The organism is Pseudomonas sp. GW822-FHT04C11 (assembly GCF_058800905.1).
The window spans coordinates 63,823-77,778 of sequence record NZ_JBXAMS010000022.1 but is presented as its reverse complement, the minus strand read 5'-3'; the positions used below and the strand labels follow the sequence as shown (position 1 = coordinate 77,778).

15 protein-coding genes are annotated in these 13,956 nt (G+C 57.6%); 2 read left to right on the top strand and 13 right to left on the bottom strand.

The window, feature by feature from the left end; genetic code table 11:
* Positions 1-26: 26 nt before the first annotated feature.
* From AC1RJ3_RS27225 to AC1RJ3_RS27205, 5 genes are all read right to left on the bottom strand, one after another.
* The gene (locus tag AC1RJ3_RS27225) at positions 27-839 is read right to left on the bottom strand and encodes an OmpA family protein (RefSeq protein WP_103317623.1); all 813 of its coding nucleotides are present in this window, start codon (positions 837-839) and stop codon (positions 27-29) included.
* Positions 836-1,192, bottom strand: coding sequence for a DUF4398 domain-containing protein (locus AC1RJ3_RS27220; RefSeq protein WP_347927505.1), 357 nt, complete (start codon positions 1,190-1,192; stop codon positions 836-838). The genes AC1RJ3_RS27225 and AC1RJ3_RS27220 overlap by 4 nt, the downstream gene beginning before the upstream one ends.
* 9 nt (positions 1,193-1,201) lie before the next feature.
* A complete protein-coding gene (locus AC1RJ3_RS27215; protein WP_493081519.1) occupies positions 1,202-2,026 on the bottom strand; it encodes a substrate-binding periplasmic protein in 825 nt (274 codons plus the stop codon).
* A gap of 81 nt (positions 2,027-2,107) precedes the next feature.
* Positions 2,108-3,037, bottom strand: coding sequence for an electron transfer flavoprotein subunit alpha/FixB family protein (locus tag AC1RJ3_RS27210; protein ID WP_054593323.1), 930 nt, complete (start codon positions 3,035-3,037; stop codon positions 2,108-2,110).
* 2 nt (positions 3,038-3,039) lie between these two features.
* Positions 3,040-3,789: an electron transfer flavoprotein subunit beta/FixA family protein gene (locus AC1RJ3_RS27205; protein WP_489112303.1), complete on the bottom strand. Its 750-nt coding sequence runs from the start codon at positions 3,787-3,789 to the stop codon at positions 3,040-3,042.
* A 547-nt stretch (positions 3,790-4,336) separates the two neighbouring features.
* Between AC1RJ3_RS27205 and AC1RJ3_RS27200 the strand changes: the two genes are divergently transcribed.
* A complete protein-coding gene (locus AC1RJ3_RS27200; protein ID WP_347927512.1) occupies positions 4,337-6,001 on the top strand; it encodes an electron transfer flavoprotein-ubiquinone oxidoreductase in 1,665 nt (554 codons plus the stop codon).
* Positions 6,002-6,091: 90 nt separating this feature from the next.
* Here the strand turns inward: AC1RJ3_RS27200 and AC1RJ3_RS27195 are convergent, their stop codons facing one another.
* Positions 6,092-6,982: an AraC family transcriptional regulator gene (locus AC1RJ3_RS27195; protein WP_103317630.1), complete on the bottom strand. Its 891-nt coding sequence runs from the start codon at positions 6,980-6,982 to the stop codon at positions 6,092-6,094.
* A gap of 179 nt (positions 6,983-7,161) precedes the next feature.
* On the opposite strand from AC1RJ3_RS27195, the gene AC1RJ3_RS27190 reads away from it, so the two are divergent.
* A complete protein-coding gene (locus AC1RJ3_RS27190) occupies positions 7,162-8,214 on the top strand; it encodes an NAD(P)-dependent alcohol dehydrogenase (RefSeq protein WP_493081516.1) in 1,053 nt (350 codons plus the stop codon).
* Between the two features lie 103 nt (positions 8,215-8,317).
* On the opposite strand, the gene AC1RJ3_RS27185 is transcribed toward AC1RJ3_RS27190, so the two are convergent.
* The 7 genes from AC1RJ3_RS27185 to AC1RJ3_RS27155 form a co-directional block, all read right to left on the bottom strand.
* The gene (locus AC1RJ3_RS27185) at positions 8,318-9,199 is read right to left on the bottom strand and encodes a hypothetical protein (protein WP_493081514.1); all 882 of its coding nucleotides are present in this window, start codon (positions 9,197-9,199) and stop codon (positions 8,318-8,320) included.
* 63 nt (positions 9,200-9,262) lie between these two features.
* Positions 9,263-10,057, bottom strand: coding sequence for an IclR family transcriptional regulator (locus AC1RJ3_RS27180; protein ID WP_493081512.1), 795 nt, complete (start codon positions 10,055-10,057; stop codon positions 9,263-9,265).
* A gap of 60 nt (positions 10,058-10,117) precedes the next feature.
* Positions 10,118-10,747, bottom strand: coding sequence for a 2-dehydro-3-deoxy-6-phosphogalactonate aldolase (locus tag AC1RJ3_RS27175; RefSeq protein ID WP_493081510.1), 630 nt, complete (start codon positions 10,745-10,747; stop codon positions 10,118-10,120).
* Between the two features lie 9 nt (positions 10,748-10,756).
* Positions 10,757-11,752: a 2-dehydro-3-deoxygalactonokinase gene (locus AC1RJ3_RS27170; RefSeq protein ID WP_493081508.1), complete on the bottom strand. Its 996-nt coding sequence runs from the start codon at positions 11,750-11,752 to the stop codon at positions 10,757-10,759.
* 297 nt (positions 11,753-12,049) lie between these two features.
* Positions 12,050-12,562: a hypothetical protein gene (locus AC1RJ3_RS27165; protein WP_493081506.1), complete on the bottom strand. Its 513-nt coding sequence runs from the start codon at positions 12,560-12,562 to the stop codon at positions 12,050-12,052.
* Entirely contained in the window at positions 12,559-13,257 is a 699-nt protein-coding gene (locus AC1RJ3_RS27160) for a hypothetical protein (protein WP_493081504.1), read from the bottom strand. The genes AC1RJ3_RS27165 and AC1RJ3_RS27160 overlap by 4 nt, the downstream gene beginning before the upstream one ends.
* Before the next feature lie 170 nt (positions 13,258-13,427).
* Positions 13,428-13,910 (bottom strand): GNAT family N-acetyltransferase, encoded by a 483-nt coding sequence (locus AC1RJ3_RS27155; protein ID WP_493081502.1) that lies wholly within the window; start codon positions 13,908-13,910, stop codon positions 13,428-13,430.
* Positions 13,911-13,956: the final 46 nt, after the last annotated feature.

The following is a 13,956-nucleotide window of genomic DNA, read 5'->3' as shown; positions in this document are numbered from 1 at the left end:
GGCCGGGTTTTCCAGTAACGCTGACCTTAGCGGGCAGCGCCGAGCTGGCCTTTTTCGTCGGAGAACACAATTTCGACCCGGCGGTTCTGCGCACGCCCCCGCTCGGAAGCGTTGGCCTCTACCGGGTATTCATCGCCGTAGCCTTCGACTTGAATGCGCTTATCTTCGATCCCCAGATCGATCAGCATGTCCGCCACCGACTGGGCGCGATCGCGAGACAGCTTCAGGTTGTCCTGCTTGCCGCCGGTGCTGTCGGCATAACCTTCGATACGCACCACGCGCTTGGGGTTGAGCTGCAGAAACTGGACAATTTTCAATACGGTACGATTTGCCGAGTTTTTCAGCTCGGCTTCACCGGTGTCGAACAGCACATCCCCCAGGGTCATGACCAGACCGCGATCAGTCTGGGTCGTAGCCAGGTTGATGATTTGCTCTTCCAGCCATTTACCCTGTTGTTGCACGCTGAGCAGTTTGTTCTCGCGCAACGCCAACTGCAGGCGCTGACGCTCCAGCTCAAGCTTGGCCCCACGTTCGTCATTCAGCGCTTGCTCGGTGTGTTGACGGGCAATTTCGCTGTAACGCTGACTCAGGTAAGCGTAATGCTTAACATCCGGGCCGCTGCCCCAGTAGGTCGACAGACGATCAGCCCGGGCAAGCGACTCACCCGCCCGAATCACGTCCTTGGGCGCGATGCGCAGCACGTTCGAATCTTCCTTGACCTTCTGAAAGTCAGCGCTGGCTTGTTGCAATGCCGCCGCGCTGTGTTGACCTGCGCAGCCGGCAAGCCCTGCGCAACCCACCAGCAGCAAACCGCCCAGAATGGTGTTTTTCAGGCTCATTGGGCATCTCCCAGTTGCTTGCGCAGGCGAGTGATGCGGGTGTTGAGCACGTTCAGCTTTTCCTGGCTCTTCACTGTCAGAACCTTGGCCTCGGCCAGACGCGCGTCCAGTTCTGCCTGTTCGGCCTGCATCCGCGCATCCTTGAAGGCTTGAGTGGTCATGTCGGCCTTAGCCTGAGCAAACTTGCCTTCAGCGAGTTTCAGCTCTGGCACGTCTTCAGTCGTTGCCCCGACAGCGGCGGCCTGTTCCAGGGCCCGTTCGGTCAAACGCAATTGTTCATTCGGCGCCGGATCGGCAGCACAACCCGCCAGGGCCATAACGGCCATGGCAGCGAAAAGAGGTCGAAGAGTCACTAAAAATCCCTACTGTTTTGGTGTGCTGACGGGTTGCTGCAAGTGTGCTTTCCAGCGCTCCAGATTGCGCTGCAGCACGGCCTCCGTCAGGCCGGACGCGGGCAATTCTGTCATCTTTTTCGACAGCTGTCCGCGTAACCATGGATCGTTGCAGGCAGAGTTGCGGGAAATGGCAAGGAACAGCCCCGGTCGGTCGATCGGTTGCGGATACGCTTGCACATCGTTGGCCATGCCCAATGTCTGCGCCATGGCTATCCCGGCATAACGCCCGGCGAGCACATAGTCCGCGTCACCCAGCAGCAACTTCTGAAAAGCCTGTGTCAGGTTTGGCAGACTCATCAAGGTCAATTGCTCTTGTGCGTAGGCCTCGAACGGTTGTGTCAAACGAGCCTTTGCCGAGACTGCGCCAACATGCCCACGCAAATCCTGCGCTTCGTTGTAGACCCATGCCGAGCCCTTGCGGGTCCAGACCAGGTAGTCGTTTTCCAGCAATGGCGGCTGGATGTAGTCCAGTGATTCGAGTTGATTGTCCATCAGAGGCGCGTCGGCCAGCATGTCGATACGCCCGCTACGCACTTCATCCAACGCTTGAGATCGATTGCCGGCGTACAGCAACTCGACCTTGATTCCCAACTCCCCCGCCATCTGCTGCAACAAGTCGGCGCTGGTACCGATCAAGTGCGTCGGGTCTTGCGGGTCTTGCCACAGATACGGTGGTGCATCCGGACTGCCGGTCACCACCAGACGCTCGCATTTGCCCGCAGCGACTGACAGCAAGGGCAAAGCCGACAGGCTCAGCAGCACCCACAAGGCGCTCCAGCGACGCAAATCCATGGCGTATTTCCCCACACTCAAATCGCAGACAATAAAAAACCCGGCCAAAAGGCCGGGCTCTTTATAAGTCAAGCCGCTGGATTAGACCAGCTTCTCAAACTCGGGGATGGCTTCGAACAAGTCCGCTACCAGGCCGTAATCGGCCACCTGGAAGATCGGCGCTTCTTCGTCCTTGTTGATCGCAACGATCACTTTGGAGTCTTTCATGCCGGCCAGGTGCTGGATCGCGCCGGAGATACCGACGGCGATGTACAGCTGTGGCGCAACGATCTTGCCGGTCTGACCGACCTGCATGTCGTTCGGTACGAAACCTGCGTCGACCGCGGCGCGGGAAGCGCCAACAGCAGCGCCGAGCTTGTCGGCCAGGGCGTACAGGTGCTTGAAGTTGTCGCCGTTCTGCATGCCGCGACCGCCGGAAACGACGATCTTGGCAGCGGTCAGTTCCGGACGATCGGACTTGGCCAGTTCTTCGCCAACGAAGCTGGAAGTGCCAGCGTCGTGAGCAGCCGCAACCGCTTCAACGGCAGCCGAACCACCTTCGGCGGCAACCGGATCGAAACCGGTAGCACGCACGGTGATGACTTTTACCGCAGCGTTGGACTGAACGGTCGCGATGGCGTTGCCGGCATAGATTGGGCGCTTGAAGGTGTCAGCGCTTTCAACCGAGATGATCTCGGAGATCTGGTCAACGTCCAGCTGAGCGGCAACGCGCGGCAGGATGTTTTTACCGTTGGAGGTGGCAGCAGCCAGGATGTGGCTGTAGCCCTTGCCCAACTCCGCTACCAGCGGTGCAACGTTTTCTGGCAGTTGGTGTGCGTAGGCAGCGTTATCGGCGACCAGCACTTTGGCCACGCCAGCGATTTTCGCGGCAGCTTCAGCTACAGCGCCAACGCCCTGACCGGCAACCAGAACGTGGATGTCACCACCGATTTTGGCGGCAGCCGCCACGGTGTTCAGCGTGGCTGGGGCCACTACTTTGTTGTCGTGTTCGGCGATTACCAAGATAGTCATGATCAGATTACCTTCGCTTCGTTTTTCAGTTTCTCGACCAGTTCAGCCACCGACTTGACCTTGATGCCTGCGCTGCGTGCAGCCGGCGCTTCGACTTTCAGGGTTTTGTTGGTAGAGGCGGTGGAAACGCCCAAAGCGTCAGGAGTCAGCACTTCAAGCGGCTTCTTCTTGGCTTTCATGATGTTTGGCAGGGACGCGTAGCGCGGCTCGTTCAAACGCAGATCGGTGGTGACGATGGCTGGCAGTTTCAGCGAAACGGTCTGCGCGCCGCCGTCGATTTCGCGAGTCACGGCAACTTTGTCGCCAGTGACTTCGACTTTCGAAGCGAAAGTGCCCTGACCGTATCCGCTCAGTGCTGCGAGCATCTGGCCAGTCTGGTTGTTGTCGCTGTCGATGGCTTGTTTGCCAAGGATCACCAACGAAGGCTGTTCCTTGTCGACAACAGCCTTGAGCAGCTTGGCAACAGCCAGGGAAGTCAGGTCTTCGGCGGATTCGACGAGGATGGCGCGGTCGGCACCCAGAGCCAGCGCGGTGCGCAGTTGCTCTTGAGCGGTGGACGGGCCGATGGAGACGACGACGATTTCAGTCGCAACACCTTTCTCTTTCAGGCGTACGGCTTCTTCCACTGCGATTTCGCAGAAAGGGTTCATCGACATCTTGACGTTAGCGAGATCGACGCCGGAGTTGTCCGCTTTGACGCGAACCTTGACGTTATAGTCGACCACTCGTTTGACAGCTACAAGAACCTTCATGGATTCCTCGTTACTCTCCGGTGAAAAGAAAGTCGCCTAGGCGAACCTGGCGGTTGATACTCATCGGGCACAAGGGCACCTCTAAAAACGCCGGCATTTGTACTGGGTGACCCAGCTCACGAAGCGTAATGACCGTTCGTCAGTGGTGACTAACGAGTCATTCTTTGTCGCGACGTGTAAACTTCGCGACAACCCCGTGCTGCGCGTCACCTTGTACCGCCTTCGCCCTGTCTTTAGAGGTGCTCTTGAAACCAACAGTCAGCCTACGGCGAGCGCAAAACCGCCCGTATCTTGACCGGAACACCTATTCCGGTCAATACGCCAAAATGGCCAGTCATAAGCCGCGCTTCTTTGATTTCTCTGGGCTGGAGCAAATTCAAACAAACGTTTGTATTGGACGCTAAGAGTGGTGTAGATATAATGCGCCGCCTAGAGAGAAAGGTGGCTCATCGATTGTCCTCTCCCAGCGTTGTGCAGGGATTCATGGATGCGACACCAAACCTCCAATTAGAAAAAAAACTGTTGAGCCTTGAGTAGGAGATAACCTGTGGAACGCGAATACATGGAATTCGACGTGGTCATCGTCGGTGCCGGCCCCGCTGGTCTTTCCGCCGCCTGCCGATTGAAGCAGAAGGCCGCCGAAGCCGGTAAGGAAATTAGCGTCTGCGTGGTCGAAAAAGGCTCCGAAGTCGGCGCTCACATTCTGTCTGGCGCGGTGTTCGAACCTCGGGCGCTGAACGAACTGTTCCCGGACTGGAAAGAACTCGGCGCGCCGCTGAATACTCCGGTCACTCGCGATGACATCTTCGTTCTGAAAAACGCCGATGGCGCGATCAAGATTCCAGACCTCTTTGTGCCCAAGACCATGCACAACGAAGGCAACTACATCATCTCCCTGGGCAACCTGTGCCGCTGGCTGGCTCAGCAGGCCGAGAACCTGGGCGTAGAGATCTACCCGGGCTTCGCCGCTCAGGAAGCACTGTTCGACGAAAACGGCGTGGTTCGCGGGATCATCACCGGCGACCTTGGCGTTGACCGTGAAGGTAATCCGAAAGAAGGCCTGTACACCCCAGGCATGGAGCTGCGTGGCAAGTACACGCTGTTCGCCGAAGGCTGCCGTGGCCACATCGGCAAGCAACTGATCAAGCGCTTCAACCTCGACACCGATGCCGACGCCCAGCACTACGGCATTGGCCTGAAAGAAATCTGGGAAATCGATCCGGCCAAGCATCAGCCAGGTCTGGTGGTGCACACCGCCGGTTGGCCGCTGGACATCATGGGCACCGAAAACACCGGTGGCTCGTTCCTCTATCACCTGGAAAACAACCAGGTTGTAGTCGGCCTTATCGTCGACCTGTCCTACAGCAACACTTACCTGTCGCCGTTCGACGAGTTCCAGCGCCTCAAGCATCACCCGGTGCTCAAGCAGTACCTGGAAGGCGGCAAGCGCATCAGCTACGGTGCGCGCGCGATCTGCAAAGGTGGCCTGAACTCGCTGCCGAAGATGGTCTTCAAGGGCGGCGCGCTGATCGGTTGCGACCTCGGCACCCTGAACTTCGCCAAGATCAAAGGCAGTCACACCGCCATGAAGTCCGGCATGCTCGCCGCTGACGCCGTGGCCGACGCCCTGTTCGCAGGCTCCGAAGGCGCTGATGAACTGAACAGCTACGTTGAATCGTTCAAAGCCAGCTGGCTTTACGAAGAACTGTTCGCCAGCCGCAACTTCGGCCCGGCGATGCACAAATTCGGCCCCATCATTGGCGCTGGCTTCAACTGGCTCGACCAGAACATCTTCGGCGGCAAACTGCCGTTCACCTTGCACGACACCAAGCCGGACTACGCTTGCCTCAAGCTCGCGGCCGACAGCAAGAAGATCGACTACCCGAAACCGGACGGCAAACTCAGCTTCGACAAGCTCAGCTCGGTGTTCATCTCCGGTACCAACCATGAAGAAGAACAGCCTTGCCACCTGAAACTGGCCGACGCGAGCATCCCGATCAGCAAGAACCTGCCGCTGTACGATGAGCCTGCTCAGCGCTACTGCCCGGCTGGCGTGTATGAAGTGATCACCAAGGAAGACGGCGAGAAGCGCTTCCAGATCAACGCCCAGAACTGCGTGCACTGCAAGACCTGCGACATCAAGGACCCTGCGCAGAACATCACCTGGGTAACGCCGGAAGGTTCTGGCGGCCCGACTTACCCGAACATGTAAGTCAAATTGCCAAACATCAAGGCTCCCGAAATGGGGGCCTTTTTGTTGCCCGGAGAAAACGACACCGCCCTCTGTAACTGCGCCTGAAATCTAAGCCACCCGTTCATCCCCCGGATTACGCTCGAAGTAGCGCTTATACTCGCGACTGAACTGCGACGTGCTCTGATAACCCACCCGATGCGCAACCTGCGCCACCCCCAGCCCTTCCGACAGCAACAACTGCTGCGCCTTGAGCAATCGCAAGCGCTTCAAATACTGCACCGGCGACAACAAGGTGCTGCGCTTGAAATGCTCGTGAAAGGTCGACGTACTCATGTTCGCGCAACTGGCCAGCGTCTCGACGTTCAGCGGCTCGGTGAAGTGCGCATGCAAATGACTCAAGGACGCCGCAATCCGGGCAAATTGTCCCTGTTGCTCGACCAACGCCCGTAGCACATCAGCCTGCGGACCGCGTAACGCCACGAACAACAACTCACGCAACCGTGCCTGCCCCATGACCTGACACTCCAGCGGATCGTGCAGGCAGTGCAACAAGCGCTCGACACAGCCACGCATGCCGTCATCGAGTACCGCCGAGGTCATGGATTCGGGGGTTTGCGCAGGCGTATTGCGCCCATGCACCAACCCCATGGCCAACACCAGTTCGCCCAAAAGCGCGCGGTCGATGGCAATCGAAACCCCGAGCAATGGCGCATCAGCCATGGCAAAGGTTTCGCATTCGAACGGCACCGGCAGTGCCTGAATCAGGTAATGCCCGGCACCGTATTCCAGCGTACGCGCGCCCAGATAGGCGACTTTGCTGCCTTGGGCAATGATCATCAGGCTCGGCTCATAGATCTGCGGGCCACGCGCCACATCGCAACTGGCTCTGAGTACGTGCACGCCGGGCAAGCGTGTCGGCACGAAACCATCACGGGTCGCCAACGGCTGAATCAGCCCAACCAGCGCAGCATTGGCATCGAGATGACGGGTTAACAACATGGCAAAAACTTCGCGAAAAAAGGATGAAAGCATCATCGCAGGTCTGAGCGCCAATGCGACCGCTCCACCGAGGATGCCGGAGGAATAGGCATAAGACGCGGAGGAATCGTCATGGCCGGTGAAGCGGGCGGCGCGGAAAATCCCCCACCTCACCCGTCACTGCTTTTGCGAGGTTCACCATGTACACCGCCATCGGTTACGCCGCCCAGTCGGCCACCACTCCCCTCGCCCCGATGACCTTCGAACGTCGCAGCCCGCGTGCCGACGACGTAGCGATCGAGATTCTCTACTGCGGCGTCTGCCACTCCGACATCCACCAGGCCCGCAACGAATGGGGCATTGCTGTTTACCCGCTGATGCCAGGCCACGAAATTGTCGGCAAAGTCACCGCCATTGGCACCAATGTCACCGCCCATAAGGTGGGTGATCTGGTCGGCGTCGGCTGCATGGTCGACTCGTGCCGCCACTGCGAAGCCTGCCATGCCGACCTCGAGCAATATTGCCTCGAAGGTCCGACCCTGACCTACGCGACCCCGGACCGGGTCGACGGCAGCAACACCATGGGCGGTTACTCGGATAGCATCGTGGTCAGCGAGCACTTCGTCGTACGTATCCCCGAGAAACTCGACCCGGCCAGCGCCGCACCGATCCTCTGTGCGGGAATCACCACCTACTCGCCGCTCAAACACTATGGCGTGAAAGCCGGCGACAAAGTCGGGATTCTCGGCATGGGCGGCCTCGGTCACATGGGCATCAAGTTTGCCAAGGCCATGGGCGCTGAAGTGACGTTGTTCACCCGCTCAGCGAGCAAGGCCGAAGAAGGTCGCCGCCAGGGGGCGGACCACGTGATCGTCTCCACCGACGCCGAACAGATGAAGGCCGCAGCCGGACAGTTCAACTTTTTGCTCGACACCATTCCGGTGCAGCACGATCTCAACCCGTACCTCGATACGCTGCGCTTCGACGGCGTGCACATCCTGGTCGGCCTGATCGAGCCGATTGACCCGCCCGTCCACGCCGCCAAACTGGTGCTGGGTCGTCGGGTGCTGGCCGGCTCGTTGATCGGGGGTATTGCAGAAACCCAGGAAGTGCTGGATTTCTGCGCCGAGCACAACATCACCTGCGACATCGAAATGCTCGACATCCGCCAGATCAACGAGGCTTACAGCCGCATGATCGCCGGTGACGTGAAATACCGCTTCGTCATCGACATGGCAACGCTTAAAGCCTGAGTCAGGCCCTGTCGCTTAGCGGAGCAATCCACCGGGCTGTGGGCTCTTCGACCCAAGAGTCCCGCCCGTTTTTTTTCATTTGAGCCTGCCAATCCACCCTGGATCAGAGCCCCTTGTCAGGGACATAGAGCTTTATTGTTTCAGGCTCATCGGCCCCCACTTGATGGGTGTAGCCCAAGGAGTCGGTCACACCCGCCTCCTGACGCCCATCCATGCGCACAATAATGTAGGGAGCGTCCGGTTTCGCCAAGCCGGTTTCCTGGTTAACAACGCGGTACTTGTCTTTATAGGGCGCAAACGAACTCAACAGCCCACTGTAAGGCAAACTGCTGCATACACCGCCATGGACAATGGTCTCACCGCCATTCCAAACCCATTCGTTGATACAAACAGGCTCAAACAACAACCAGGAAAACGGACGATCTTCTGGCGGCAGAATCACATAGGCGGGTGAAAGGATCTGTTTATCCACCTCGGCAATGATGCGCGACGTCGGGATATACATGATCGTTGAATAGTACGTCTTGAAAAACCACGCAACACTCACGGTTTTACAGGGAATGTACTCCCGGGATTTCAGCAACGGGAGCAGCACTTCCTTCCTGATGTCACGTTGAGAGCTGTGATGATCGCTATCCTCGGTAAATCTGACCGAGGTCCAGAACTCGTAGCGACGATCACCCTCAACAAGATGGGCATCCTCCAGAAAACCTTGCATCGACAAGGTCATAGTGTGATTGTTTGAAAAGTTCCTATCACCGTCCAGTGAGCACGTAATCCACGCATTGACACCATCGTTGATACCGTTGGACTTGTAGATGTTCGCCACGTCCCGATCGGACCTGAAACGTAACTCATACTGACCATAGCCTTGGTGTTTGATCGAGGTAAACTCAACCCGCGCATCCGGTACGTGTAACTGCATGCACGACGAACACAAAACAACCATCAACACCCATAGCATCCGTACCATTTTCATTCCCAAGATAACGCTCCATTCCCCAAAAACCTGCTCAACCCACCGCACGTCTGATCAGACGTTAGCGGCTTATAACCTGGCCCCTAGCTCTGCCGACAGCCGAGCCGTGACTCCTTTGATCAAGGGAATAAGCTCGGCCATTTTCTCCAGCGGCATGTACGGAACCGTGCTGGCGATGCTGATGCCCGCGACGATCCGCCGACTGGCGTCGCGAACCGGTGCCGCCACACAGCGGATCGACGGTTCGTTGTCTTCCAGGTCGAAGGCATAACCACCCGCCACATATTCCAGCATGCGCTGCTGAAACTGCTCCCAGGATTGCTCCGGGTGCTGCGGCCAGAACTGACTCTTCCCACCCGCCGGCAAGCTGATCTGATACAACCGCTGCCACTCTTGCTGCGAGTCATCGAGCATCAGCGCCTTGCCGATCCCGGTGCGCGCCAGTGGCATGCGATGACCGACTCGCGAGCGCATTTCCGGGCCATTGCGCCCCGGAATCTTGTGCAAGTACAACACCTCGTCGCCTTCACGGATCGCCAGATGGATGGTGTCGCCGGTCAACGCCGACAACTCGTCCAGATAGGACCCGGCAAGGGTCACCAGCGGCAGCTCTTCGCGGGCCTGAAAACCCAACTCGATCAACTTGGGCCCGAGCAGGTAACCCACTTGCGGCACCACGCGCAGGTATCGCTCGTCCACCAGGCAACTGGCCAAGCGGTGCGTGGTGCTGCGGGTAGTGCCTATCAGCCGGGCGATTTCCTTGAGATCACGAGCACCGCCAGCCACGGCATGCACCACAGCCAAACCGCGCAGCAACGTTTGCGTGCCGGTTGGCGCGGCATTTTTCGAGAGCTCTTCCTGCATAGTCCAGCCTTACCGTTAAGCGAGTGAACGGGCGGCATTATGGTTGCCCCCGTGCCGTCACTACAACTCGAAGTGCAGCGCGCTCCAGGCTGCGACATACACCCCGGCCCGAATGGCCACTTCCGCAGGCGTGAGACCCGGCTTGAACAACCCGGAACCCAGGCCAAAGCCTTTGACCCCTGCCTCGACAAACGCCTGCATGTTGTCAGGAGTAATCCCGCCCACTGGCACCAGCATGGTCCCGGCCGGTAATACTGCGAGCCAGGCCTTCACTACCGCCGGTCCCATCTGCTCGGCCGGGAACATCTTCAACACATCCGCGCCTTCTGCGAGTGCTGCGAACGCTTCGGTCGGTGTCGCCACACCCGGCGCCAGATACAAGCCGGCCGCCTTTGCCGCACGCAAGACCTCGGCATCGCTGTGCGGCATGACAATCACCTGTCCACCGGCGGCTTTCACCTGCGCGACCTGCTCCGGAGTCAGCACCGTACCCGCGCCGATCAGGCAATCGGCGGGTAAGGTGCTGCGCAGAATGCGGATGCTTTCATAGGGTTCAGGAGAATTGAGCGGCACTTCGATAACCCGAAAACCGGACTGGTACAGAACCTCGCCGATGGCCGCCGCCTCTTGTGGGCGCAGGCCCCGAAGGATCGCGATCAGTCCGTTTGTTGCCAGTGCTTGCTTGAGCATGTCAGACCTCTAGTCGGGTTGAACGGGAGCGGTTTTACCGATCAGCCCGGCTGCGACCGCCAGTTGCCACAAACCGCGTTCGGTGGCTTGTTCGGCCAAGGTCACATGAGGAAAACCGCAGATAGCGAGCGCACGCTGATAGCGGGTGCAGAGTTGGGCATTGCCGATCAGAACGATCGAAGCAAGCTTTGCGCTGTGGTGGCGATGCACCGTTGCCAGCGCCGCCAGTTCATGGCCGATCAACAGACCAGACAGATAGTCAGGCTGCTGCTCGGCGCTGAGTTCACCGGTCAAGCCGAGACTGCGAGAACTGAACAGCGTCGACAATGGGCCGATCTCACCATCCGCCGACGACGCCACCTGCACGCCGCGATCAAAGGCTGCGCAGTCGAAGGCTGCGCCGCGCTGTTGCGTGCGCCCGAGAATGCTGTGTTCGCTCAGCACAGCGAACAGTTCGCCAGTCATGAACGTGTCGAAATGAGTGATGCAGCCTTCGACCACTTCGACCCATTTCGAATGGCTGCCCGGCAGGCCGATCAACAGGTTGTCCCCTGCCCCGGCAGGCAGGTTTTGCAGCACGCCAAGGACCTGGGTTTCCTCGCCGCGCATCACATTCGGCAGCCGCGAACGCTGGATGACACCGGGCACGATATGCACATCGACGCCGCGCAAGCTGCGGACGGTTTGCAGGGAAGTGCCGAGGTTGGCGACATTCGCCGGAGTATCGCAGTAAGCCGCTTCACGCCAGCCCTGAGCACTGCCGACCATGCCGCAGGCAATCACCGGAAGAGCAGGCTGTGCATCGAGCCAATCACCGCAGGCCTCGTCGAATGCCAGTTCAAAACCGTCGGCACACAACAGGCCGGCGATCACCCGCGGCGCTTTCGGCAACTGCATGATCCCTGACGCCAGTGACCGCTGATCAAGGACGCCAGCATTCGGGCCGAGCCTGTACGCACGAAGGGACGTCGTCCCCCAATCGAGCGCGATCAATTGCGCCAGCATCGCTTCACCTGTTTTGTTTTTGGCAGTGAGTGAGCTGGACTATAAACCTTGCGGAAGAAAAATCTCAATATGTAAATTTAATTCCCACATATTGGGATGCAGTAAAAACCATTCTTGATCTTTCGCTCCGAACCCGATGCTTTCTGAGCAAAATTTCACCGCAGCAGATTCACCCATACCAAGCCGATCGGTATCCCCCTCACCTGATCCATTGATGCTCAAATTCGAACCGTTCGTCCTGACGTAGGGACGGTGCGCCCCTTTCACTTGCCAGTCTGACTGAAAGAACCAACACCTTTATTTCTTGCTAATTGCTTTCAATAAGTCTGCCGTAGGAACATGCATAACTGTTGAGAAGTAGGTCTTGTAGCGGGTGGTATGGACTCGAAACACGCAAGAAATATAATCTCGCTTGAGCAACAACGGTTTCAAGGTATCTCCCTCGAGATAGCTCTCTCTGCCCTTACCCTCTTCAGAGTCAGTGAAAATCATATTTGCCCTGTAGCTGGTCTGCTCTTTATCTTTAACCAACTCAACTAACCCAAAGCCTGAGAGCTTAATGTGATGCGCCTGCGCAAAGTCGAGATCATCATCCAGCGAACAAACAAGCCCTTCGCCAATTCGAGACTTAAACAATTCAAGAACAGGTTCACTCGAATGAAAATAAATCTGATAAATACCCGTATTACGAAGTTCCTCGACGCTTAAGTACTCCAGCGTCGCGACAGACCTTCCATGATCAAGCGAGCAAGAAGAGCACGCCAGGATCAAGCCCCACAAGCTCAACTTCCGCACCGAAAAATGGCTCACCGACCAAGCACCCCCAACAGATCAGAGGTAGGTACAGGCATTGGATTCGAAAAATAGGTTTTATATTTAGTCGTATGAACCCTGAAACTGCAAACGATGAACTCCCGTGTTTTCAAGACCTCACCCAACGCTTCACCTGTGAGAAGATTTTCTTCCCCCTCCGACTCTCCAGTCTCTCGAAACATCACTCTTGAGACGTAATGCCCACCAACAGGGTCTTTCACATACTCCACCGCCCCTCTTCCTGAACGCTTGATGTAATGCCCAATGGAAAAATCAACATCATCCTCCAGCGCGCACACCAACCCCTCACCGATTGCAGACTCAAACAGCCCTAAAAGGTCTGTATCCGCTGTAAAGCCAATCTGATAAGCCACGCTGCCAGGAGTATGTTCAACACCCGAATAATTTAACGTCGCTATTGCTCTTCCATGATTAAAAGAACACGAAGCACACAATGAGACGAATATATAAAAAACAAACTTGCGCACCGTTATTTCTCCCTGAAATAGCTCAATATCGACCCTGTGCACCACTAACTCGGCATCCAGACGCGACACTAACGCGCGAATGGCTTTGCTGCCAGCGCAGCTGACGGTGCAAAGAATTTCTACAGACTGCTGAAGGATGACGTCAGTGGAACCAAGGTTTTTCACCAGTCCATACAGACGCATTGACGCCCAAAATCCGCTCATCACCGTTCGCTCGCTGATGCGGCGAAGGCCTCACGGGGGACGGGGAAAAAAACAGTGCCAAAGGCATTGCAGGTGTCGTCCGTGAGCGCGCAAAGGGCGAACAGAATGCCGGACTAAAACGGCCTCCACAACTTATTCGCGAAGACCTTCAAACAGGTCCTCGCGACAAATCATCTGCCCTCGGCAAACCCCCGCAACACCTCCCCATCCATGCGGTAACGCACCCACTCTTCCTGCGGCTGGGCGCCGAGGGATTTGTAGAAGTCGATGGCCGGGGTGTTCCATTCCAGCACGCTCCATTCGAAGCGGCCGCAGTCGTTGGCGCAGGCGATTTTTGCGAGGTGGCGCAGCAGTTGTTTGCCGCCGCCGCCACCGCGTTGTTCGGGGGTGATGTAGAGGTCTTCGAGGTACAGGCAGTTGCTGCCGAGCCAGGTCGAGTAGCTGAAGAAAAACACCGCGAAGCCAATCGGCAAGCCGTCGCGCAGACAGATCAGACCATGGGCGGTAGCGCCTTCGCTGAACAGGCTGCGCTCGATGTCGGCGACACTGGCGATGACTTCATGCCGGGCGCGTTCGTAGTCAGCGAGCTCGGTGATGAACGCGAGTATTTGTGGCGCATCACTGGGGGTGGCCGGGCGGATTTCGATCGACATGGACGTGCCTTGTGAACAGTTGAAACCGCCATACTATGTCGGCAAT